Source organism: Pseudomonas sp. GW456-E7 (assembly GCF_059424105.1).
The window spans coordinates 34,795-57,449 of sequence record NZ_JBWKZB010000010.1; the positions used below are offsets into that span (position 1 = coordinate 34,795).

Below are 22,655 nucleotides of genomic sequence, written 5' to 3' on the forward strand. Positions count from 1 at the left end.
CGGTGTGTCAGTCAACATTGATGTTGAATGTACAACCGCTATCGCGAGCAAGCTCGCTCCCACATTGTTTTGTGTCGGTGGTTAAGGCCTGCGCTGTCGCACCAGATGCTTGAACCCTTCAAACACCAGCACCAGCACCGCCATCCAGATCGGGATGTAGGTCAGCCATTCGCCGGCCTTGATGCTCTCTCCCAACAGCAGCGCCACACCCAGCAGCAACACCGGTTCGACGTAGCTCAACAAGCCGAACAGGCTGAACGGCAGCAGACGGCTGGCAATGATGTAGACCACCAGCGCTGAAGCGCTGATCACGCCGAGCAGCGGGATCAACAGCGACAACCATGGATGCTGGTCAAACACGCCAAAACCCTGTGCACCGCTCTGAACGAACCAGAAGGCCACGGGCAGCGTCAACGCCATGTCCAGCCACAAGCCGCCAAGGTTGTCCGCTGCCAGCCGTTTGCGCAGAACGAAGTAAGTCGGATAACCAATGCAGACCAACAAGGTCGCCCAGGAAAAACCACCGACCTGATACACCTCGTTGACCACGCCCAGGCAGGCGAACACCACGGCGACTTTTTGCAGGTACGACAGGCGTTCGCCATAGGCGATCCGCCCGGTCAACACCATGGTCAGCGGCAGCAGGAAGTAACCGAGGGACACATCCAGGCTGTAGCCGTTGAGCGGCGCCCACATGAACAGCCACAATTGCACGCCGAGCAGGGCAGAGGAGGCGATCAGCGCGCCCATCAGCTTCGGATCGGCCTTGGCGCGCCGCACGATCTCCAGCACGCGCTTCCACTCGCCGGACACCACCATGAACACGGTCATGCACGGCACGGTCAGCAGCATGCGCCAACCGAAGATTTCCACGCCGCTCAAGGGGGTGAGCAGCGACGTGTAGTAATACATGACGGCAAACAGCACCGAGGCTGAAACCGATAGAGCGATACCTTTAGACAAGCTGTCCTCGCGTGATTTTGAGTGAGAGTGAAACGGGCGCAGAGGATACGTGTTTTTTCAGACGAATATTGACCGATCAATCAACACGGAACCTGTGGGAGCGAGCTTGCTCGCGATAGCGGTACACCAGCCAACATTGATGTTGAATGTGAATCTGCTATCGCGAGCAAGCTCGCTCCCACATGGGAAAGGGTAGATCAGCTATTGCGCGGTTTACGCCCGGACACAAAATGGCTCACATCATTGAACCCCGGTGTCGACGCGTGCCCCGGTGTCACCAGCGAATCGATGAACGCCTCGTCCTCGGCCGTGATCTTCACCGCCCGCGCCTTAGTGTAGGCGTCCCATTGCGCTTCGGTACGCGGCCCGACAATGGCCGAGGTCACGGCGTTGTTGTTCAGCACCCAGGCAATCGCGAACTCGACGATGCCGACGCCGCGCTCCTGGGTGTATTGCTGGATCTGCTGGGCGATGCGCAGGGATTCGACGCGCCATTCAGTCTCAAGGATGCGTTTGTCCTGGCGACCGGCACGGCTGTTGGCGTCCGGTTTCACATCCGGTGCGTATTTGCCGCTGAGCACCCCGCGCGCCAGCGGGCTGTAGGGCACCACGCCCAGACCGTAGTTTTGCGCCGCCGTGATCTGCTCGGTTTCAGCCTGGCGGTTGACGATGTTGTACAGCGGCTGGCTGATCACCGGCCGGTCAACCCCGAGCCTGTCCGCCACGCGAATCACTTCGGCGATGCGCCAGCCACGATAATTGGACAGGCCCCAATAGCGGATCTTGCCCTGGCGAATCAAGTCGCCGATGGCCGATACCGTGACGTCCAGCGGCGTGTTGTGGTCTTCACGGTGCAGGTAGTAGATGTCGAGGTAGTCGGTGCCCAGGCGCGTCAGGCTGGCGTCGATACCGTTGAACAGATGCTTGCGGCTCAGACCGCTGCGGTTGGGCACACCGTCCACGGGGCCGAAGCCGACCTTGGTGGCCAGCACCCATTCATGACGGCGGCTGGCGATGGCCTCGCCGACGATTTCCTCGGAACGGCCGTTGGTGTAGACGTCGGCGGTGTCGATGAAATTGATGCCTTGGTCCCAGGCCTTGTCGATGATCCGCAGGGAGTCTTCGGTACTGGTCTGTTCGCCGAACATCATGGTACCCAAGGTCAGGGTGGACACCTGCAGACCCGAATGACCCAGTGTGCGATAGCTCATGAGCAAATCCTTTTACCGGTGGGAAAGGCTCAATCAGATACCAGAACAGCACCCTGGAGCAAACGCAAATCGAATCAAATGTGGGAGCGGGCTTGCTCGCGAAGGCAGTGGATCAGTCGACAATATTGTTGTCTGACCCACCGCCTTCGCGAGCAAGCCCGCTCCCACACCGGATTTGTGGGGATCAGGCGCGCAACGTACGAGTCATGCGCAACGCCAGCAGACTGCCGCAGACAATCACACCCGCCAGCAGGTACAGTGCCGCATCGGTCGAACCGGTGCTGTCCTTGACCCAACCCACCAGGTACGGGCTGAGGAAGCCAGCCATCTGGCCCATCGAGTTGATCAGCGCCAGGCCACCGGCGGCAGCGCCGGCGCTGAGCAGGGCGGTCGGCACCGGCCAGAACATCGGCAGGCCGGTGAGGGCGCCCATGGTGGCGATGGTCAGGCCGAGAATCGCAATGGCCGGGTTGGCAGCGAAGTTCACCGCGATCAGAAGCCCCAGCGCGCCCATCAGCATCGGCACCACCAGATGCCAGCGACGCTCCTTGCGCAGGTCCGCCGAGCGGCCCACGACCAGCATGAACACCGCCGCCAGCAGGTACGGAATCGCACTGAGCCAGCCGATCACCAGGTTATCGCTGAAGCCCAGGTTCTTGATGATCGATGGCAGCCAGAAGTTGATCGCGTACACGCCGCTCTGGATGCAGAAGTAGATCAGGCCGAAGGCCCAGATCGCCGGGTTCTTGAACACCGCCAGCAGCGAATCCGTCGTGGTTTTCGGTTTGTTGATCAGGTCTTCAGCGTGGTCGGCTTCCAGCACCGAACGCTCGAAGGGGGTCAGCCATTTCGCATTGGCGTAACTGTCACTGAGCAGGAAATAAGCCAGTGCACCGAGGATCACGGTCGGAATGCCTTGCAGCAGGAACATCCACTGCCAGCCGGCGAGGCCGCCCTGGCCGGCGGCGAAGTGATTGAGAATCCAGCCGGAGAAGGGGCTGCCGAGCAGGCCGGAGACTGGGATCGCCGACATGAACAGCGCCATGATGCGGCCACGGCGGAAGGTCGGGAACCACTGCGAGAGATACAGCACCACGCCCGGGAAGAACCCGGCTTCGGCGGCACCGGTGAACAGGCGCAGGGTATAGAACTCGGTGGGCGTGGTGACGAACAGCAGGCAGGTCGACAGCGTGCCCCAGGTCATCATCATCAGCGCGATCCAGCGCCGTGGGCCGAATTTGGTCAAGGCCAGGTTGCTGGGCACGCCGCACAGCACGTAACCGATAAAGAAGATGCCGGCGCCCAGGCCGTACACGGTTTCGCTGAACTTCAGCGCGTCGAGCATCTGCAGCTTGGCAAATCCAACGTTGACCCGGTCGAGGTAGTTGAACAGGTAGCAGATGAAAATGAAGGGGATCAAACGCAGGGTGATGCGCTTGTAGACGGCGTTTTTGTCGTCAGCGATGGCCTCGGACGCTACGGCGCTCTGTGTCATGGCGGCTCTCTCTTTATTATGATTTTTTGCGATGCAAAGGGTAACGTTGATCGCCCAGAGAGTCTCGACCACCCTCAGGGTGGCTGTCTTTGTGCCTGAGCACAGGGTTTGCAACCAAGGCCTGTGCGGGTGAACAACCCGTTCCATCACCGTCTTCAAGGATCACTTGCATGTTCGAACTCGATCACGACCTGGCCCAGGACATCGTCGACCGGGCGATGGCCATTCTGCCGTACAACGTCAACGTCATGGACAGCCAGGGCCTGATCCTGGGCAGCGGCGAACCGGAGCGGGTCAACACCCGGCATGAAGGCGCGCAACTGGTCCTGGCCAACGGCCGCGTAGTGGAGATCGATGCGCAGACGGCGATTCATCTCAAGGGCGTGCAGCCGGGCATCAACCTGCCGCTGTTGCTCGATCAGCGCCTGATCGGCGTATTGGGTATCACCGGCGAACCCGAGCAACTGCGCACCTATGCCGAACTGGTGCGCATGACCGCCGAGATGCTGGTGGGCCAGCGCAACCAGCAGGCCGAACAGCAATGGCGGCGCCAGCGTTGTGACGATCTGCTGGCGCTGCTGCTCAGCGAAGCCGGGGATTCTCCGCGGCTGATCGATGAAGCGCAGCAGTTGGGCCTCAAGCCGCAAATGACCCGGGTGCCGTACCTGTTCGAACTGGGCCTGGAGCACGCTGCGGGGCAAACCGTCGAGGCACTGAGTGCCTGGTTGACCACCCGCCACCCGGACAGTTGGTGCGTCAGCTCGGCCAAAACTTCGTTGCTCTGGTGTCGGCCGGCGAGTCAGTCGGTGGAGAACGAGCGCTTGCTGGACAAGCTTGACGGCCTCGGCTGGAACATCCTGCGCATTGCCGTCGGTGGGCAAGCCGATGGGCTGGCGGGGTTGCGTCGCTGCTATCGCCGGGTCGGTGACTTGCTGGCCTACGGGCGCGAAGTGTTGCCGCGCTCCCGGCTGTTGACGCTCAACCGCTATCGGCTGCCGGTGATGCTCTGGCGCCACCGCAACGACGACGCCCTCGACGAATTGCTCAACCCGCTGCGCAAGGTCATTGCCAAGGACAGCAATGGTCAGTTGCTGGCGACCCTGCGCAGTTGGTGTGAACACGACGGCCAGAGCCAGGCCTGCGCCGATGCGCTGGGCATTCATCGCAACAGCCTGCGTTATCGCATGGAGCGGATTGCCGAGCTGAGCGGCGTCGACCCGCTGCGACTGGACGGCATGCTCGCGTTGTACCTCGGCGTCCAACTCCTCCCGCAAACCGAAGCAGGCCCCCTGTAGGAGCTGCCGCAGGCTGCGATCTTTTGATCTTGATTTTTAAAATCAAAAGATCGCAGCCTGCGGCAGCTCCTACAGGGTCGGTGTGAACACCGGTTTGTGGAAATGAACAATAATCCTCTTTGCCGCTTGTGCAGCGGACCGGCGTTATTGTTCATGGCGGCTGGCAGCATGTGGGCATTGGAACTGGAGAATTCCCATGAAAATCGTGATCGCCCCCGACTCGTTCAAGGACAGCCTCAGCGCTCAAGGCGTAGCCGACGCCATTGCCCTGGGATTGGCGCAGGTCTGGCCTGATGCCCAACTGATCAAATGCCCGATGGCCGACGGCGGGGAAGGGACTGTCGAGTCGATTCTTGCCGCCTGCGAAGGCGAACTGCGTCGCACCCTGGTTCGCGGTCCGCTGGGGGCCACGGTGGAGGCCGCCTGGGGCTGGTTGCCGCAGAGCCACACCGCAATCATCGAAATGGCCGAGGCCAGCGGTTTGCAGTTGGTCCCGGTGGCGCAGCGCGACGCGTGCATCAGCAGCACCTTCGGCACCGGGCAATTGATCCGTGCCGCACTGGATGCCGGTGCACAACGGGTGATCCTGGCGATTGGCGGCAGCGCGACCAACGACGGCGGCGCCGGTGCCATGCAGGCCTTGGGCGTTAAGTTGCTGGACGCTCAGGGACAGACCCTGTCACCGGGCGGTCTCGCCCTTGCGCAATTGTCCCGCGTGGACCTGAGCGACATCGATCCGCGTCTGGCGCAGGTGCGCTTCGACATCGCCGCCGACGTCAATAACCCGCTGTGCGGCCCCCACGGCGCCTCGGTGATTTTCGGCCCGCAAAAAGGCGCCTCGCCCGTTCAAGTCGAACAACTGGACCAGGCGCTGGGGCACTTTGCCGACCATTGCGCGGCCGCTTTAAGCAACGACGTTCGCGACGAACCGGGGAGTGGCGCGGCGGGTGGCCTGGGGTTTGCCGCCAAGGCGTTCCTGGGCGCGCAGTTCAAGGCCGGGGTCGAGGTGGTCGGCGAACTGGTGGGCCTCGCCGAGGCGGTTGCAGGCGCCGATCTGGTGATCACCGGCGAAGGGCGTTTCGATGCGCAAACCCTGCGCGGCAAGACGCCATTCGGTGTGGCGCGCGTGGCCCGGCAGCACGCCGTGCCGGTCATCGTCATCGCCGGCACGCTGGGTGAGGGGTATCAGGCGCTTTATGAGCACGGCATCGACGCTGCGTTTGCCCTGGCAAGCGGGCCGATGACCCTGGAACAGGCCTGCGCCGAGGCGCCGCGCTTGCTGCGTGAGCGGGCAACCGACATCGCGCGTGTCTGGCGGATGGCTGTTCGCTGCGACTGAGGGTTTTTCTGTGGCGAGGGCGCTTGCTCCCGCTGGGCTGCGCAGCGGCCCCATTCGATGGCGGTTGCTGCGCAACCGAACGGGAGCAAGCTCCCTCGCCACAAATGCGCCGATGGCAATTTTGAGGTTGGATTTGAAACGCCATGCTGGCGCGATTCGTGATTTGAGATAGGGTTGTGGCTTGGAGCACCCGCGCGACTGGAGAACGACATGCGCTACTCAGCCTTGACCCAACGAATCGCCGGTGACGGAGCGGCGGCCTGGCAGATTCACGATCGAGCGCTGCAATTGCGCGAACAGGGCGTCGACGTCCTGCTGTTGTCCATCGGCGACCCCGACTTCGATACGCCGCAACCCATAGTCCAGGCCGCCATCGCCAGCCTGTTGGCCGGTGATACGCACTATCCTGAAGTGCGCGGCAGTCGTGGGCTGCGCGACAGCATTGCCCGCCGGCATCGGCAACGCAGTGGCCAGGTGGTGGATGGCGAACACGTGATCGTCTTTCCGGGGGCGCAGTGCGCGGTGTATTCGGTGGCGCAGTGCCTGCTCGACCCGGGCGATGAAGTGATTGTCGCCGAGCCGATGTACGTGACCTATGAAGGCGTGATCGGCGCGTGTGCGGCCACCGTGGTCCCGGTGCCCGTGCGCCCGCAGAACGGGTTTCGCGTCGACCCGCTGGATGTCGCGGCGCGGATCACGCCCAGGACACGCGCCATACTGCTCAACAGTCCGAACAATCCATCCGGCGCCAGTTTGTCACTCGCCATCTGGCAAGAGCTGGCGGCGCTGTGCATTCGTCACGATTTGTGGCTGATCAGCGACGAGGTATACAGTGATCTGCTGTTCGAAGGCCAGCACATCAGTCCGGCGAGTCTGCCTGGCATGGCCGAGCGCACCGCGACGATCAACAGCCTGTCCAAGTCCCACGCCATGAGCGGTTGGCGGGTGGGCTGGGTGATCGGGCCCAAACCCATGGCGGGTCACCTGGTCAATTTGTCGCTGAGCATGCTGTTCGGCATTCCGGATTTCGTGCAGAACGCTGCGCAGTTGGCGCTGGACCGGGACCTGCCCGAAGTGGCCTCGATGCGTGAAGAGTATCGCCAGCGCCGCGACCTGGTGTGTGCAAGCCTGGGGCAATGCCCGGGACTCAAGCCGATACGCCCGGACGGCGGAATGTTCGTGATGGTCGATGTGCGCCAGACCGGGTTGTCGGCCCAGCGCTTCGCCGAGCGACTGCTGGAAGGCTATGGCGTGTCGGTGCTGGCCGGTGAAGCTTTCGGGCCGAGTGCGGCGGGGCATATCCGCATCGGTCTGGTGGTGGATCAGCTGAAGCTGGCTGATGCCTGCCGGCGCATTGCTTTGTGTGCGACGGATCTGCTGGAGGTGCGGCGGGCCTGAAGGATTTGTGTTGCCTGTGCAGGCCTCTTCGCGAGCAAGCCCGCTCCCACATTTGATCTTTATTGTTCACAAGTACTGTGTTCACAGCAAATCCATTGTGGGAGCGGGCTTGCTCGCGAAGGCTGCCTGACAGGCGCCGAATACCTCAGACCTTCCACGCCCCAACATTCACCAGATTGGCCGGCCGCTCACCGGCCAGTGCCGCCAACAGGTTGTCCACCGCGCACCTGGCCATGGCCTCCCGTGTTTCATGGGTGGCCGAGCCGATGTGGGGTGTCGCCACCACGTTGTTCAACTGCAGCAATGGCGAGTCCTGATTCAAGGGTTCGCGGTCGAATACGTCCAGCCCCGCCGCGCGAATCCGCCCCGTGCGCAAGGCGTCGATCAGCGCCGCTTCGTCCACCACTTTACCCCGTGAAATATTGATGAAGATGGTCTCGGGACGCATCTGGGCGAACTGCTCTGCGCCGATCAGCCCTTGGGTTTCAGCGGTCAGCGGTAACGTCAGGCAAACGAAATCGGCCTGTTGCAACAGTTCCGGCAGGCTTCGATAGTGCGCATTGAAGCGCTGTTCCACGGCCGGTTTCGGTGACTGGCTGTGGTAGATCACCGGCATGCCAAACCCGCAATGCCCGCGCTGCGCGAGGGCCTCGCCAATACGGCCCATGCCGATGATGCCCAGGGTTTTGCCGTGCACGTCGCTGCCGAAGTGCGCAGGGCCGATGTTGCGGTTCCATTGGCCGGCGCGAACCAGATTCGCCAGTTCCACCACCCGCCGGGCAGTCGCCAGGATCAGCGCAAAACCCGTGTCGGCGGTGGTTTCGGTGAGCACATCCGGCGTGTTGCTCAGCAGGATTCGCCGTTCGGTGAGGTAGTCGATGTCGTAGTTGTCGACGCCCACCGAGACGCTGGCAATGGCTTGAAGGTCGGGCGCCAGGTCGAGCAGTTCGGCATCCAGCTTCAGGCTGGCACCGAGCAAACCGTGAGCGCGGGGCAGGGCATCGCGCAGTTTGGCCAGGCCCTCGGCATCAAGGTTTTCGATCAGCGTCACTTCAGCCTGCTCGTGCAAGCGAGCCATCAATAGCGGCGAGAGTTTCTTGTAGAGAACGACCTGCTTTTTCATCTTCGAGACCTCGATTTCAATTCAGGAGTGTGCCGCGGCGGCGCGCGTTAACGTGGCCGAGGGCCGCTCCCGGTCGCTGGCGCCGGGCTTGAGGAAAATCGTCAATACCACCGAGAACATCAACGCGCCGCTCATCAACAGGTACGACGCACCCGGGGAGCCGGTGGAGCTGTTCAGGTAACCGACCAGATAGGACCCGCCAAACGAGCCAAGGGCGCCCATGCTGTTGATCAGCGCCATGGCGCCGCCCGCGACGTTGGCCGGGAGGATCTCCGGAATGATCGCGAAGAAGGGGCCGTACGGCGCGTACATGCAGGCGCCGGCAATTACCAGCAGGGTGTAGGACCACCAGAAGTGTTCGGCGCCCAAGGCGTAGGAGCCATAGAAGGCGATCGAGGCAATCAGCAGTGGCGGCCAGACGAAACGTTTACGTTTTTGCAGCTTGTCCGAACCCCAGGACACCAGCAGCATGCCGATCACCGCCGCCAGGTACGGCAGCGCCGACAGCCAGCCGGCCTGGACCATGTCCATCTGCGCGCCGGCCTTGAGGATCGACGGCAGCCACAGGACGAAACCGTACACGCCAATGCTCCAGCAGAAAAACTGCAGGGCCAGGATGATCACTTTGGGTGACCGGAACGCTTCGGCGTAGTTCTTCACGGCCTTGATGCCGACCTGTTCGGCGGCCAATGCGCTTTCCAGATCCTGCTTTTCCTGATCGTTGAGCCACTTGGCCTGTGATGGACGATCATCGGCCAGGCGCCACCAGATGAATGCCCACAACACTGCGGGCAAACCTTCGATGATGAACATCCAGCGCCAGCTGTAGTGCTGCACCAGATAGCCCGAGACCACCGACATCCAAAGCATGGTCACCGGGTTGCCGAGGATCAGGAAGGTATTGGCCCGCGAGCGTTCGGCGCGGGTGAACCAATGGCACAGGTAGATCAGCATCGCCGGCATCACGGCCGCTTCGACCACGCCGAGCATGAAGCGAATGACGATCAGCCAGTAGGCATTGGAGACAATCCCGGTCAAGGTCGCCAGGCTGCCCCAGAGGATCAGGCTGACGAAAATCAGCTTCTTCACGCTGTGTTTCTGCGCGTAGATCGCGCCGGGTACCGGGAAGAAAAAGTAGCCGAGGAAGAACAGCGCGCCGAGCATCGACGACAAGCCTGGCGTGATCATCAGGTCCGCCGCCATGCCGGACGCGGCGGCGAAACCATAGTTGGCGCGATCCAGATACGCCAGGCTATAGGTGATGAACACGATGGGCATGATGTACCACCAGCGGCGGGTGGCGAGCGTTGCGGTTTTCATGAGTGGTGCTCCTGAGCTTGTTGTTTTTGTCGCAGCAGGTAACGGTGTTTAGATCTTCAGTGACTGTGCTGGCCTATTCGCGAGCAGGCTCGCTCCCACAAATCCGATCCAAGGTGGGAGCGAGCCTGCTCGCGAAGACGGCCTCGAATTCGCTGGCCATTTCAGGCCGGGTCGGCAACCCCTCCATATCCCCCCGGCTCTGCACCGCACGGCTGCCAATCCAGTTGGCGCGTTTCACGGCCTCGGCAAAGCTCTGGTTTTCCAGCAGCGCGCTGATCATGCCGACGGCAAAGCCATCGCCGGCACCCACCGTATCGACCACCGTGGCCACCGGCACGCCAGCGACGAAACCTTGATCAATATGGGTGCGGTAGTAAGCACCGTGGGGTCCAAGCTTGATCGCCACGGCTTCAGCGCCCTGGTCGAGGTAGAACGCGGCAATGTCGGCCGGGTCTTCGAATCCGCTCAGCAAGCGACCTTCGCTCAACCCCGGCAGCACCCAATGGGCGAGGGCGGCGAGGCGGTTGATCTCGGTGATCATTTGTCGTTCGCTGGCCCACAGGCTCGGGCGCAGGTTCGGGTCGAAGGACACGCTGCGCCCGGCCTCGCGCATACGGGTCATCAACTCGAACGACATCTGCCGCGCCGACTCCGACAGCGCCGGGGGAATGCCGGTGGCGTGCAGGTGCCGGGCCTTGAGCAACTCGGGCACGATCGAGTGCGGCGACAGGTGACTGGCCGCCGAACCACGGCGGAAGTACTCGACCAGCGGATCGCTGCCATCGTCGGTGCGGGACTTGAGTTGAAAACCGGTCGGGTGGGCGGTGTCGATGTCGACGTGGCGGCAGTCCAGGCCTTCTTTTTCCAGGGTGTCGACCACGAACCGGCCCAACGAGTCGGCACCGACCCGGCTCAGCCATGCCACGTTGAAGCCCAGTCGGGAAAGGCCAATGGCGACGTTGCTGTCAGCCCCGGCGATGCGTTTGTGGAAAGCGCCAACGCTGGCCAGATCACCCGCCTGCTCGGCGACGAACATCGCCATGGTCTCGCCGAAGGACAGAATATCGATCTCAGACATGAGCACTCTCCCGTTGCGACTGGCCGAGGCGGGCGAGGGCCGCCACGTGTTCGCGGGTCAGTTGCACCAGGTCATCGCCTTGCAGCGGATATTCCGCGGCCCGCATGACACCTTGGGCCATGTGCTGCAGCAGCTGTTCCCACCGATGCAAGTCGCTGGCGGTCGGCGGGATGGCGACCAGCTTGTCGTCGGCGCGACGTGTAATCGCTTTGCAGTGCACATAGCCGACGTGGCGTCCGAGAAGGCGCGCAGCGCTGGCGGCGGACTGGTCCTGCCAGTGCCAGTTGCCGATGTCGAAGGTCATTTTGATCGGTAAGTGGTGTTGCTCGACCTCAGTGAAAAAGCGTTGGAAGGGTTCGATGCGGCCACCGTGCAGGGTCTGGTCGTTTTCCACCAGCAACTGCACGGGGCTGGCATCCAGCAGCCGGGCGAGGGCGTGCAGGTCGCAGTTGTCGGTGAAATAGCCCAGCGACACTTTCAACCATTTGGCGCCAAACGCCTGGGCGCGTTGCAGGGCGGCGATCAGTTCTGGATTGGGCCTGGATTGTCCGGCCAACCAGAGTTCCATTGGCGACGAATACACGCTTTCCAGGCCTCCTGCCTGAGTGGCATTGGCCAGTTGAACGGGGTCCTCAATGGTCAGTAATTCTTCGCGCCACTCGATGCGCGTGGCGCCGGCGGCGGCCAGTACTTCGATAAAACTGCCTTGGCCACGCTGGCGCACCAGGTCGGCGCCGTAGCTGGAGAGGCTGATGGAAACGGCGGGTTTGTTCATTGTTGTTTTACCTCTGAAACCGGTTTCATTTTTGTTCAAAAAAATAGTGGGTGTTCTTGATGGCCCCTTCGCGAGCAAGCCCGCTCCCACAGGGGAATGCATTCCAAATGTGGGAGCGGGCTTGCCCGCGAAGAGGCCGGAACATTCACCGAGAGTTTCCAAGGGTCGCCCCCCTGACAATCAACCGCGCCGAAAAATCCAGCGTCCGCACCGCCCCGTCATCCCCCCGCAGCCGCTTGAGCAAACACTCAAACGCACTGGCGCCAATCTCGGTGGTCGGCTGGGCCAGCGCGGTTATCCCGCTACCCACCAACGGATACCAATCCAAATCATCGAGGGCGATCAAGCCCACATCCTCGAACAGGTTGCACTTGAGTTCACGCAACGCATGGGTGCAGGCCAGCGCCGCAATCCCGTTCGCGCAAAACAGCGCTTTCGGGCCCGGGCCAGGCGTGTCGAGAAAGGATTTCAACTGTACGGTCAGTTCGCTGCCGGTTTCGATGAGGCTGCCATGGAGGGCCGGGCGCAGGGCAATTTGCGCCTTGAAACTGCCGACCCGTTCGATCCGCGAACTGGTGCCATCGAAGGGTTCGGTCACCATCAACACATCGCGGTAACCGCGTTCTTCAAGATGGACGATGGCCATCTCGACGGCGGCCGGGTTGTTCAGCCCGACCATGTCGCTTTCCAGGTCCTCGACCTTGCGGTCCACCAGCACCAGGGGCATTTCCCGGTGCAGTTCGTGCAATTCGTCACGGTGATGACCGAGGGTGTTCACGATCAGGCCTTCGATGTTGTACGAGCGCAGCAGGGCCAGGTGCTGGCGTTCTTGCTCATCGTCGCGGTCGGTGTTGCACACCACCAGGCTATAGCCGTGCTGACGGCAAGCGGTTTCCACTCCGTGCATCACGGCAATTGAATAAGGGTTGCGGATATCGGCCACCAGCATGCCGATCAGGCGGGTGCGCCCGCGCTTGAGGCCGCGGGCCATCTGGTTCGGGCGATAGCCCAGTTCCGCAATCGCCTGCTCGATGCGCTGGGCAATGGCATCGGAGAGCAGGGCGCGGTCTTCGCCGATGAACCGCGAAACGCTGGCCTTGGAGACCTTGGCGTGTTCGGCCACGTCGAGCATGGTCACGCGGCTGCGCTGGGCGGCGGAAAAATCGTTCACGGTCTGAAACCTTCTTATTGGATTTATAAGGCCGAGCGCTTCGTGAGATAGCGCTGAAACCGGTTTCAGAAGACACCAAAAGCCAATTCGCCGTCAAGCCCCGGATTGTCGATTGTCGAACAAACACCGACGGGTGGCGTTCAGGCCAGCACGCTCAGCCACGCTGAACCCAGCAGCAACAGGCCCATGCAGCGATTGAAACGCTGCATGGCCCGGGGTGAGCGCAACCAGCGACTCGACCCGGCACCGAGCAGCGCCCAGACACCCAGGCAGGGTAAGGAAACCAGGAAAAACACCCATGAAAGATTGATTACATGGACGAGCCGATCTTCGCCCGCTCCAGCGAAGACACTGACCACCGCCAGCGCCATCATCCAGGTTTTCGGATTGATCCATTGCAGGCTGGCGGCGCCCACCCAACCCAGCCGAGCCCCGGTTTTTTGCGTGCTGATGGCTTCGGCCGGCGAACGGATAATCTGCCAGGCCAGATAACTCAGCCACGCTACCCCGACCCATTGCATGACGTTTTGCAACGCGGGCCAGGCCGTCAGTGAGGAGCCAACGCCCGCGCCCACCAGCAACACCAGCGTCGCGGCACTGGCGCAGGCGCCGAAGATAATCGGCAGGGCGGCGCCCAAGCCGTATCGGGCACTGTTGCTGAGCACCAGAATGTTGGTCGGTCCGGGTGTGATGGACGCCACAAAGGCAAAGAGCAGGAAGGGCAGTAACGTCGGGAAAGAAGAGAGCATCGCGGGCAAACTCCGGTAAAGATCAGTGAAACCGATCTTCACAATCCCCGGCGTTACTTGTCTGGAAGATTTGAGCAGCGCTTGCGGTACAGCGCCGGTGTCAGGCCGTAGGCGCGCACGAACCAGCGGCCCAGATGGCTCTGGTCGGCAAAGCCCAGTTCCATGGCCACCGTCGCCGGTTGCTCGCCTCGGGCCAGCATTCGCCGGGCGGTTGCCAGGCGCAATTGCACCAGATACGCGTGGGGCGCCATGCCGTAAGCGGCTTTGAACGCACGGGTCAGGCGAAAGCGGTCGACACCTGTGACGACTGCCAGTTGATCGAGGCCGATGTCGTATTGCGCGTTGGCATGCAGGTAGTCCCGGGCCTTCTGCGCCACGCGCGGCAGACGCGGGTCCTGGCCATCGCGGGCGCGCCAATGCAAGTGGCTGGTCAGGCGCTCGAGCAACGCGTCGAGGGCGGTCTGGCGGACGATCTTCAGCTCACCACGATGCAGGGTTTCAAACGCCAGGCTGGTGGCCTGGGCCAGGCGCGCATCGCAGGCCAAGGTGGCGGCGAAACTCAGTTGGCTGTTGTCGGGGACATGATCGAACACAGTGCCGAGTTCGCGCTGCAACCACTGCGGATCGAGGTACAGCATGCGGTAGGTAAAACCGTCGGCGGTCGGTGCGTCACCGTCATGGATGTCACCTGGCTCGAGCAAAAACACCTTGCCCGGCGTGCTCTGGTGCCTGGCCCGTCGGCAATTGAATTGCTGGACCCCTTGCTCGGTGACGCCCACCAGATAACTGTCATGCCAGTGCGGGTCGTAGGCGTGACCTTCGAAATGCGCGCGCAGGGTCTCGATGCCGGTGTCGGCGTCCTGGGACAGGTCGATCCAGTTGTGAGCGTTCATGTTGCACCTGCGGGACGGATTGCCGAGCTATTTAACGCCTGCTGGAAGTGCGATGACTAGAACGTTTGTGCAGGCATCAGTTGAACAGGCCCGCCGCAATATTGATCGAGAACCCGAGGATGGCGGTGTTGAACATAAAACCGATCAACGACTGCGCCAGCACGATCTTGCGCAAATCACGGGTCGCCACGCCGACATCCGAGGTCTGCACCGCCACGCCGACGGTGAACGAGAAGTACAGGAAGTCCCAGTAATTGGGCGTCGTCAGGCCATCAGCAAAGCGCAGCGCCGGCTCTTTGCCTTCCCAGGTGTAAAACAGGCGCGCGTAGTGCACGCTGAAAATCACCCCGATCAGCAGCCACGAGCCGATCACCGTCAGCGCGGTGAAGCCGTAGTGCAGGAGTCTGCGCGTGGTTTCCAGGTCTTTGCTACCGGCCAGTTCGAAGGTGATGGTCGCCAGGCTGGCCAAAGCCGCGATGCACACCACCAACAGCACCAGCCCGGCGTTTTCGTCTTCAATTTCGGCGATGCGTTTCACATCGGTCGCTTTTGAACGCACGGTGAGCCAGGACATCAGGATCAGGTAAGTCCAGACACCGGCATTCCAGCCGATGAGGATTTTGCTGATCACCGAATCGGCCGGAACTAGGATGCCGGCCGCGATACCGAGCGTCGTGGCGGCGGACAGGCGAGGGTGGGTGTGGGTGAGGTAGGGCATGGAGGCTCGATGGGTTGAGGCGATGCAATCACCTTAGCCCAGGTGAGCACAATCTTGGAATCACCGGGATCCCCTGTGGGAGCGGGCTTGCTCGCGAAGGCGGACTGTCAATCAACACGGGTATTGAATGTGACGGCCTCTTCGCGAGCAAGCCCGCTCCCACATTGAGACAGTGGTGTTGATCAGTGTGGTTTATGGCGTTTGCGCACCAGCTTCATCACCACCACAAAAAACACCGGCACGAACACCACGGCCAGCGTCGCCGTGATCATCCCGCCGATCACCCCGGTGCCGATGGCCTGCTGGCTCGCCGAACTGGCGCCGGTCGCGATCGCCAGGGGCACCACGCCAAGGATGAACGCCAGCGAAGTCATGACAATCGGCCGCAACCGCAGGCGTGCCGCTTGCAGGGTGGCGTCGACCAGGTCGTGGCCTTCGTCGTACAGGCTCTTGGCGAACTCGATGATCAGGATCGCGTTCTTCGCCGACAGGCCGATGATGGTGATCAACCCGACCTTGAAGAACACATCGTTGGGCATGCCGCGCAAGGTCACGGCCAGCACCGCGCCGAGCACACCCAGCGGCACCACCAGCAGCACCGAGGTCGGGATCGACCAGCTTTCGTACAACGCCGCCAGGCACAGGAACACGATCAACAGCGACAGCCCCAGCAGGATCGGTGCCTGGCTGCCGGACAAGCGTTCCTGCAACGACAACCCGGTCCATTCCTGGCCCAGGCCCGCCGGGCCTTGCGCCACCAACCGCTCGATCTCGGCCATGGCTTCGCCTGTGCTGTGGCCCGGTGTCGGTTCACCGGAAATGCTGATCGCCGGATAGCCGTTGTAGCGGGTCAACTGCGCCGGGCCCTGGGTCCATTTGGCCTGCACGAAGGCCGACAAGGGCACCATTTTCCCGTGGGTGTTGCGCACGTGGATTTTCAGCAGGTCTTGCACCTGGCTGCGCTGGTCGCCCTCGGCCTGGACCACGACGCGCTGCATCCGCCCCTGGTTGGGGAAGTCGTTGATGTACGCCGAGCCCACGGCCGTGGACAGCACGTTGCCGACGTCGGCAAAGGACACCCCCAGCGCGTTGGCCTGCTTGCGGTCGACCACCAGTTGCACTTGCGGCGCCTCGGCCAGGGCGCTTTCGCGCACGTTCATCAGGATCGGGCTTTTTTCGGCGGCCGCGAGCAAGTCGGTGCGCGCTTGCATCAGCTTCTCATGGCCGAGGCCACCGCGGTCCTGCAGGCGGAACTCGAAGCCGCTGGACGTACCCAGGCCATCCACGGGCGGCGGCAGCACGGCAAAGGTCACCGCATCCTTGATCTGGCTGAGGGCGACGTTGGCCCGGTCGGCAATCGACGCCGCCGAATCTTCGCTGTCGCGCTCCGACCAGTCTTTGAGCGTGCTGAACGCCAGCGCCGCATTCTGCCCGCTGCCGGAGAAGCTGAACCCGAGAATCACCACGCTGTCGCGAATGCCCGGCTCGCCGGCGTTGTGCGCTTCCACCTGCTCGGCCACCTGCACCGTGCGGTTCTTGCTCGCGCCCGGTGGCAACTGGATGTCGGTGATGGTGTAACCCTGGTCTTCCACCGGCAGGAACGAGGAGGGCAGGCGAGTGAAGGCCAGGCCCAGGCCGATCAGCAGCACGCCGTAGATCAGCAGGTAGCGCCCGGTGCGTTTCAACGCGTAGGCGACCCAGCCTTGATAGCGCTCGGTCAGTTGCTCGAAACGGCGGTTGAACCAGCCAAAGAATCCGCTCTTTTCGTGGTGCTCGCCTTTGGCAATCGGCTTGAGCAGCGTCGCGCACAGGGCCGGGGTCAAGGTCAGGGCGAGGAAGGCCGAGAACAGGATCGAGGTGGCCATCGACAGCGAGAACTGCTGGTAAATCACCCCGACCGAACCCTGCATGAACGCCATTGGAATGAACACCGCGACCAGCACCAGGGTGATGCCGATGATGGCCCCGGTAATCTGCTGCATGGCCTTGCGCGTGGCATCCTTGGGCGACAGGCCCTCGGTGGCCATGATGCGCTCGACGTTCTCCACCACCACGATGGCGTCGTCCACCAGAATGCCGATCGCCAGCACCATGCCGAACATGGTCAGCACGTTGATCGAGAACCCCAGCGCCAGCATCGTCGCAAAGGTGCCCATCAACGCCACCGGCACCACCAGCGTCGGAATCAGCGTGTAGCGGATGTTCTGCAGGAACAGGAACATCACCGCAAACACCAGCAGCATGGCCTCAAGGAGGGTGTAGACCACCTTGGTGATCGAGACCTTGACGAAGGGGGAGGTGTCGTACGGGATCGAGTATTCGACGTTTGCCGGGAAGTAGCGCTTGAGTTCATCCATCTTCGCCCGCACCAGGGTCGCGGTGTTCAGGGCGTTGGCGCCCGGCGACAACTGCACGGCGACGGCGGTGGACGGCTTGCCGTTCAGGCGCGTGGAAAACTGGTATTCCTGGCTGCCGATCTCGACCCGCGCCACATCGCTGATGCGCACGGTCGAACCGTCCGGGTTGGCCTTGAGGACGATGTCGGCAAATTCTTCGGGGGTCGACAACTGCCCTTTGACCAGAATGGTCGCGGTGATTTCCTGGGTGGTACGGGTCGGCAGATCGCCGATGCTGCCGGCCGACACCTGGGCGTTTTGCGCGACGATGGCGGTGTTGACGTCCGCTGGCGTGAGGTTGAAGGCGAGCAGTTTCTGCGGATCGATCCAGATCCGCATCGCCCGCTCGGCGCCGTACAGCTGCGCCTTGCCGACGCCGTCCAGGCGCTTGATCTCGTTCATCACGTTGCGCGCCAGGTAATCGCTGAGCGCCACGTCGTCGAGCTTGCCGTCGCTGGACGTCAGGGTGATCAACAGCAGGAAACCGGAGGAGACTTTCTCCACCTGCAATCCTTGCTGGATGACCGCTTGCGGCAGGCGCGACTCCACGGCCTTGAGGCGGTTCTGCACATCCACCTGCGCCAGTTCCGGGTTGGTGCCCGGTTGGAAAGTGGCCTTGATGGTCGCGCTGCCGAGGCTGCTCTGGGATTCGAAATACAAAAGATGATCGGCGCCGTTGAGTTCTTCCTCGATCAGGCTGACCACGCTTTCGTCCACGGTTTGCGCCGAAGCACCCGGGTACACGGCATAGATTTCGATCTGCGGCGGCGCAACGTCGGGGTACTGCGCCACCGGCAACTGCGGAATGGCCAGGGCACCGGCCAGCAGGATGAACAACGCGACCACCCAGGCGAACACCGGGCGGTCGATAAAGAACTGCGGCATAAAAAAGCGTCCTGCTTACTGGCCAGTCGCCTGGGCAAGTGGAAGAGGGGTGTCGTCGATCTGCACTTTCTCGCCGGGGCGGGCGTGCTGCAGGCCCTCGATGACGATGCGGTCGCCGGCTTTCAGGCCACCGGTGACGATCCAGCGATCGTTCTGCACGGCGCCCAGTTCGACCGGTTGCTGGCCGACGCGCTGTTCGGCGTCGAGCAGCAGCACCTGGGCGATGCCCGCGCTGTCGCGCTGGATGGCCCGTTGCGGCACGCTGATGCCCTGGCGGTTGACCGCTTGTTCCAGGCGCACGCGCACGAAACTGCCGGGCAGCAGGTCGAGGTCGGGGTTGGGGAACTCGCTGCGCAGGATGATCTGGCCGGTGCCCGGGTCGACGGTGATGTCGCTGAACAGCATTTTGCCCGGCAGCGGGTAGAGGCTGCCGTCATCCTGAATCAGCGTGGCCTTGGCCTGGTCCTGGCCGACCTGCTGCAACTGGCCGGAGCGGAAGGCGCGGCGCAGTTCATTGAGCTCACGGGTGGACTGGGTCAGGTCGGCATGAATCGGATTGAGTTGCTGGATCAGCGCCAGCGGCGTGGTTTCGTTCTGCCCGACCAGCGCGCCTTCGGTGACCAGCGCACGCCCGATGCGTCCGGAAATCGGCGCGGTGACGGTGGCGTAGCCGAGGTTGAGTTTCGCCCGCTCCACTGCAGCCTTGTTGGCCGCGACGTCGGCGGCGGTCTGTCGTACGTTGGCCCGGGCGTTGTCGTAGTCCTGGCCGCTGATGGCCTTGTCGTCGATCAACTGGGCATAGCGCTGTTCCTGCAACCGGGCCTGGAAGGCGTTGGCCTCGGCCTTGCGCAGCGCTGCTTCGGCGCTGTCCAGGTCAGCCTTGAGCGGCGCCGGGTCGATGCGGAACAGGACATCGCCCTGTTTCACGTCGCTGCCTTCACGGAAGGTCCGCTGCAGGACCACGCCGGCCACGCGGGCACGCACCTCGGCCATGCGCGGTGCGGCAATCCGTCCGCTCAGTTCGCTGCTGATGGTCAGCGGTTGCGCTTCGATGGTCTCGATGCGAACCGTGGCCAGCGGCGCCTGTTCCTCGGCGTTCGAGGCTTTTTCGCACGCGGCCAGTGTCAACGCCAGAGCAATCAGACTGAGCCTGGCAAGCAGATTCTTCGACATGTAATACCCCAATAAAGACTCCCAGCATCCTACTGGGCGCAGGCGAGGGTAGCGGTGAAGCTTTGTTGGTGCTGTGTGAAATTGTGTAAGGGTTTTACTCAGAGACGAGTGAGGGCGTATATCCTTCAGTTCTTGAATCTTATTGCGCCTGACAGGCCGCCTTCGCGAGCAGGCTCGCTCCCACAGTTGAAATGCGGTCCCCTGTGGGAGCGAGCCTGCTCGCGAAGAGGCCAATGCAGACGCCACGGCTCTTTCTGGAAACACCCCATGCCCAACATCCTCCTGGTCGAAGACGACACCGCCCTCGCCGAACTGATTGCCAGCTACCTGGAACGCAACGGTTATTCCGTCAGCGTGATCGGTCGCGGTGATCATGTGCGCGAACGTGCGCGGCTCAATCCGCCGGACCTGGTGATCCTCGACCTGATGCTGCCCGGCCTCGACGGCTTGCAAGTCTGTCGCCTGCTGCGCGCCGATTCGGCGACCTTGCCGATCCTGATGCTCACCGCCCGCGACGACAGCCACGACCAGGTACTGGGCCTGGAAATGGGGGCCGACGACTACGTGACCAAACCCTGCGAGCCACGGGTGCTGCTGGCGCGGGTGCGGACCCTGTTGCGCCGCAGCAGCCTCAGCGAGCCGCAGACCGCCAACGACCGGATTCTGATGGGCAACCTGTGCATCGACCTGTCCGAACGCACCGTGACCTGGCGCGAGCAATTGGTGGACTTGTCCAGCGGTGAGTACAACCTGCTGGTGGTGCTGGCCCGGCATGCCGGGGAGGTGCTGAGCCGCGACCAGATCCTGCAACGCCTGCGCGGCATCGAATTCAACGGCACCGATCGTTCGGTGGACGTGGCGATTTCCAAGTTGCGGCGCAAGTTCGACGACCACGCCGGCGAGGCGCGCAAGATCAAGACCGTGTGGGGCAAGGGCTACCTGTTCAGCCGTTCCGAGTGGGAATGCTGAGCCGATGTTCAGAATCCTCTTTCGTTTGTACTTGGTGACCATCGTCTCGTTCAGCGCCGCGATTTATCTGGTGCCGGATCTGGTGGTCAAGGTGTTCCACGAGCGCTTTGTCACCTACAACCTCGATTACTCCCGTGGCCTGCAAACGCTGATCGTCAAACAGTTTCACGCGGCCCCGGCCGAACAGTGGCCGGCCCTGGCCGCTGAAATGGACAAGGACTTCGAGCCACTGCACATCGTGCTCAGCGGTAACGACGACAGCAGCCTGACGCCTGAAGAGCAGCAGCGCTTGCAGCGGGGCGAGAACGTTGTGCGCGTGGGTGACTGGGGCTGGCGCACGCTGGCGGTCGCGCCGCTGAATGAGCGCACCGTGGTGCAAATGGTGGTGCCGCCGGACCCGCTGGACGTCAACCTGTTGTACTGGAGCATCAACGTACTGATCGGCGCCACCATGCTTGCGTGCCTGTTGCTGTGGCTGCGCCCGCACTGGCGTGACCTGGAACGCCTCAAGGGTGCGGCGGAACGCTTTGGCAAGGGCCACCTGGGCGAGCGCACGCAAATCTCCCCGAGTTCCAACATCGGCAGCCTGGCCAGTGTGTTCGACACCATGGCCGGCGACATCGAGAACCTGCTCAACCAGCAGCGCGACCTGCTCAATGCGGTGTCCCACGAGTTGCGCACGCCGCTGACGCGCCTGGATTTCGGCCTGGCGCTGGCGCTCTCCGACGACTTGCCGGCGGCCAGCCGCGAGCGCCTGCAAAGCCTGGTGGCACACATCCGGGAACTCGATGAGCTGGTGCTGGAGCTGCTGTCCTACAGTCGCCTGCAAAACCCGGCGCGGCTACCGGAGCGGGTCGAAGTGTCGCTGGATGAGTTCATCGACAGCATCCTTGGCAGCGTCGACGAGGAGCTCGAATCCCCGGAGATCGTCATCGACGTGCTGCTGCACGGCCAGCTCGAACGCTTCAACCTCGACCCGCGCCTGACCGCCCGCGCCTTGCAAAACCTGCTGCGCAATGCCATGCGCTATTGCGAAAAACGTATCCAGATCGGTGTGCAGGTCTGTGCCGGCGGCTGTGAAATCTGGGTCGACGATGACGGCATCGGCATTCCGGATGACGAGCGCGAGCGGATTTTCGAACCCTTCTACCGTCTCGACCGCAGTCGAGACCGCGCCACGGGTGGTTTCGGACTGGGATTGGCGATCAGCCGCCGCGCCCTGGAAGCCCAGGGCGGCACGCTGACGGTGCAAGCCTCGCCGCTGGGCGGGGCGCGGTTTCGCTTGTGGTTGCCATTGCCGGTCTGATTTCGACAAACGGGCGCATCATCTGTCAGGTTTGACAGTAGCAAGGTGCCACGCTTACGGGTCTCATTAGCCTGCGAAGTCAATACAGGCGGCGAGGCTGGAGGGACGAATGGGCGCGCCAATAATAAAAACCTGCGGGCAGGGCACGATCAGTGCAATCAGGGACGTCAAGGTCGAAAACCTGTCGACAAAATTTGCGATGGTCATGCCTGATGGCGGCTGTTGCACCTTGGCGATCCGGATTGGGCCGAACATGACCGCAGAGGGTAACGCCTGTTTTCTTGTCGGCGATGCGGTGAGATACACGATGACGAGCGCGGGCGATGGTGTGCCGCCAAGGGTACAGGACCTCGAGAAGTCGGGCGTCGGCAGCAGAACATGATGGCTTGCGGGGGCTT

Annotated in this window: 19 protein-coding genes; 6 read left to right on the forward strand and 13 right to left on the reverse strand. The window is 62.6% G+C overall.

Features of this window, described 5'->3' with window-relative positions; all coding sequences use genetic code 11:
- Positions 1-81 precede the first annotated feature (81 nt).
- The 3 genes from rarD to AC07YV_RS09105 all read right to left on the reverse strand — a co-directional run bounded on the left by rarD (position 82) and on the right by AC07YV_RS09105 (position 3,669).
- On the reverse strand, positions 82-963 hold the full coding sequence (gene rarD, locus AC07YV_RS09095) for an EamA family transporter RarD (protein ID WP_102700805.1): 882 nt from the start codon (positions 961-963) through the stop codon (positions 82-84).
- Between the two features lie 197 nt (positions 964-1,160).
- On the reverse strand, positions 1,161-2,174 hold the full coding sequence (locus tag AC07YV_RS09100; RefSeq protein ID WP_102700804.1) for an aldo/keto reductase: 1,014 nt from the start codon (positions 2,172-2,174) through the stop codon (positions 1,161-1,163).
- A gap of 184 nt (positions 2,175-2,358) precedes the next feature.
- On the reverse strand, positions 2,359-3,669 hold the full coding sequence (locus tag AC07YV_RS09105) for an MFS transporter (protein ID WP_102700803.1): 1,311 nt from the start codon (positions 3,667-3,669) through the stop codon (positions 2,359-2,361).
- Between the two features lie 170 nt (positions 3,670-3,839).
- Here AC07YV_RS09105 and AC07YV_RS09110 point away from each other — a divergent pair, with 170 nt between their 5' ends.
- From AC07YV_RS09110 to AC07YV_RS09120, 3 genes are all read left to right on the forward strand, one after another.
- A complete protein-coding gene (locus AC07YV_RS09110; protein ID WP_102700802.1) occupies positions 3,840-4,964 on the forward strand; it encodes a sugar diacid recognition domain-containing protein in 1,125 nt (374 codons plus the stop codon).
- 196 nt (positions 4,965-5,160) lie between these two features.
- A complete protein-coding gene (locus tag AC07YV_RS09115; RefSeq protein ID WP_102700801.1) occupies positions 5,161-6,303 on the forward strand; it encodes a glycerate kinase in 1,143 nt (380 codons plus the stop codon).
- A gap of 210 nt (positions 6,304-6,513) precedes the next feature.
- Positions 6,514-7,701 carry a pyridoxal phosphate-dependent aminotransferase gene (locus AC07YV_RS09120; RefSeq protein WP_102700800.1) on the forward strand — a complete coding sequence of 396 codons (1,188 nt, stop codon included), beginning with the start codon at positions 6,514-6,516 and terminating at the stop codon, positions 7,699-7,701.
- A 145-nt stretch (positions 7,702-7,846) separates the two neighbouring features.
- Here the strand turns inward: AC07YV_RS09120 and AC07YV_RS09125 are convergent, their stop codons facing one another.
- From AC07YV_RS09125 to AC07YV_RS09170, 10 genes are all read right to left on the reverse strand, one after another.
- On the reverse strand, positions 7,847-8,824 hold the full coding sequence (locus tag AC07YV_RS09125; protein WP_102700799.1) for a 2-hydroxyacid dehydrogenase: 978 nt from the start codon (positions 8,822-8,824) through the stop codon (positions 7,847-7,849).
- A 21-nt stretch (positions 8,825-8,845) separates the two neighbouring features.
- On the reverse strand, positions 8,846-10,144 hold the full coding sequence (locus tag AC07YV_RS09130; RefSeq protein WP_102700798.1) for an MFS transporter: 1,299 nt from the start codon (positions 10,142-10,144) through the stop codon (positions 8,846-8,848).
- A gap of 73 nt (positions 10,145-10,217) precedes the next feature.
- Positions 10,218-11,222: a sugar kinase gene (locus AC07YV_RS09135; protein ID WP_102700797.1), complete on the reverse strand. Its 1,005-nt coding sequence runs from the start codon at positions 11,220-11,222 to the stop codon at positions 10,218-10,220.
- Entirely contained in the window at positions 11,215-11,997 is a 783-nt protein-coding gene (locus tag AC07YV_RS09140) for a sugar phosphate isomerase/epimerase family protein (protein ID WP_102700796.1), read from the reverse strand. Before AC07YV_RS09140 ends, AC07YV_RS09135 begins: the two co-directional genes overlap by 8 nt.
- Positions 11,998-12,142: 145 nt before the next feature.
- The gene (locus tag AC07YV_RS09145; protein ID WP_102700795.1) at positions 12,143-13,168 is read right to left on the reverse strand and encodes a LacI family DNA-binding transcriptional regulator; all 1,026 of its coding nucleotides are present in this window, start codon (positions 13,166-13,168) and stop codon (positions 12,143-12,145) included.
- Between the two features lie 140 nt (positions 13,169-13,308).
- Positions 13,309-13,917, reverse strand: coding sequence for a LysE family translocator (locus AC07YV_RS09150; RefSeq protein ID WP_102700794.1), 609 nt, complete (start codon positions 13,915-13,917; stop codon positions 13,309-13,311).
- 53 nt (positions 13,918-13,970) lie between these two features.
- Complete coding sequence (locus tag AC07YV_RS09155; RefSeq protein WP_102700793.1) at positions 13,971-14,810, reverse strand: AraC family transcriptional regulator; 840 nt, start codon at positions 14,808-14,810, stop codon at positions 13,971-13,973.
- A gap of 76 nt (positions 14,811-14,886) precedes the next feature.
- The gene (locus tag AC07YV_RS09160) at positions 14,887-15,528 is read right to left on the reverse strand and encodes a DUF1345 domain-containing protein (protein ID WP_102700792.1); all 642 of its coding nucleotides are present in this window, start codon (positions 15,526-15,528) and stop codon (positions 14,887-14,889) included.
- Between the two features lie 182 nt (positions 15,529-15,710).
- Complete coding sequence (locus AC07YV_RS09165) at positions 15,711-18,809, reverse strand: multidrug efflux RND transporter permease subunit (RefSeq protein WP_102700791.1); 3,099 nt, start codon at positions 18,807-18,809, stop codon at positions 15,711-15,713.
- Between the two features lie 15 nt (positions 18,810-18,824).
- Positions 18,825-19,982 carry an efflux RND transporter periplasmic adaptor subunit gene (locus tag AC07YV_RS09170; RefSeq protein WP_102700790.1) on the reverse strand — a complete coding sequence of 386 codons (1,158 nt, stop codon included), beginning with the start codon at positions 19,980-19,982 and terminating at the stop codon, positions 18,825-18,827.
- Between the two features lie 267 nt (positions 19,983-20,249).
- On the opposite strand from AC07YV_RS09170, the gene AC07YV_RS09175 reads away from it, so the two are divergent.
- From AC07YV_RS09175 to AC07YV_RS09185, 3 genes are all read left to right on the forward strand, one after another.
- Positions 20,250-20,951, forward strand: a complete 702-nt coding sequence (locus AC07YV_RS09175) for a response regulator (RefSeq protein ID WP_007970971.1) — start codon at positions 20,250-20,252, stop codon at positions 20,949-20,951.
- Between the two features lie 4 nt (positions 20,952-20,955).
- A complete protein-coding gene (locus AC07YV_RS09180; protein ID WP_102700789.1) occupies positions 20,956-22,257 on the forward strand; it encodes an ATP-binding protein in 1,302 nt (433 codons plus the stop codon).
- Positions 22,258-22,366: 109 nt separating this feature from the next.
- Positions 22,367-22,639, forward strand: a complete 273-nt coding sequence (locus tag AC07YV_RS09185) for a hypothetical protein (protein ID WP_102700788.1) — start codon at positions 22,367-22,369, stop codon at positions 22,637-22,639.
- Positions 22,640-22,655 lie beyond the last annotated feature (16 nt).

Coding starts and splice junctions, on each gene's coding strand:
- AC07YV_RS09100 (WP_102700804.1), bottom strand. CDS start 2,174: ATGAGCTATCGCACACTGGGTCATTCGGGTCTGCAGGTGTCCACCCTG.
- AC07YV_RS09105 (WP_102700803.1), bottom strand. CDS start 3,669: ATGACACAGAGCGCCGTAGCGTCCGAGGCCATCGCTGACGACAAAAAC.
- AC07YV_RS09110 (WP_102700802.1), top strand. CDS start 3,840: ATGTTCGAACTCGATCACGACCTGGCCCAGGACATCGTCGACCGGGCG.
- AC07YV_RS09115 (WP_102700801.1), top strand. CDS start 5,161: ATGAAAATCGTGATCGCCCCCGACTCGTTCAAGGACAGCCTCAGCGCT.
- AC07YV_RS09120 (WP_102700800.1), top strand. CDS start 6,514: ATGCGCTACTCAGCCTTGACCCAACGAATCGCCGGTGACGGAGCGGCG.
- AC07YV_RS09125 (WP_102700799.1), bottom strand. CDS start 8,824: ATGAAAAAGCAGGTCGTTCTCTACAAGAAACTCTCGCCGCTATTGATG.
- AC07YV_RS09130 (WP_102700798.1), bottom strand. CDS start 10,144: ATGAAAACCGCAACGCTCGCCACCCGCCGCTGGTGGTACATCATGCCC.
- AC07YV_RS09135 (WP_102700797.1), bottom strand. CDS start 11,222: ATGTCTGAGATCGATATTCTGTCCTTCGGCGAGACCATGGCGATGTTC.
- AC07YV_RS09140 (WP_102700796.1), bottom strand. CDS start 11,997: ATGAACAAACCCGCCGTTTCCATCAGCCTCTCCAGCTACGGCGCCGAC.
- AC07YV_RS09150 (WP_102700794.1), bottom strand. CDS start 13,917: ATGCTCTCTTCTTTCCCGACGTTACTGCCCTTCCTGCTCTTTGCCTTT.
- AC07YV_RS09155 (WP_102700793.1), bottom strand. CDS start 14,810: ATGAACGCTCACAACTGGATCGACCTGTCCCAGGACGCCGACACCGGC.
- AC07YV_RS09160 (WP_102700792.1), bottom strand. CDS start 15,528: ATGCCCTACCTCACCCACACCCACCCTCGCCTGTCCGCCGCCACGACG.
- AC07YV_RS09165 (WP_102700791.1), bottom strand. CDS start 18,809: ATGCCGCAGTTCTTTATCGACCGCCCGGTGTTCGCCTGGGTGGTCGCG.
- AC07YV_RS09170 (WP_102700790.1), bottom strand. CDS start 19,982: ATGTCGAAGAATCTGCTTGCCAGGCTCAGTCTGATTGCTCTGGCGTTG.
- AC07YV_RS09175 (WP_007970971.1), top strand. CDS start 20,250: ATGCCCAACATCCTCCTGGTCGAAGACGACACCGCCCTCGCCGAACTG.
- AC07YV_RS09180 (WP_102700789.1), top strand. CDS start 20,956: ATGTTCAGAATCCTCTTTCGTTTGTACTTGGTGACCATCGTCTCGTTC.
- AC07YV_RS09185 (WP_102700788.1), top strand. CDS start 22,367: ATGGGCGCGCCAATAATAAAAACCTGCGGGCAGGGCACGATCAGTGCA.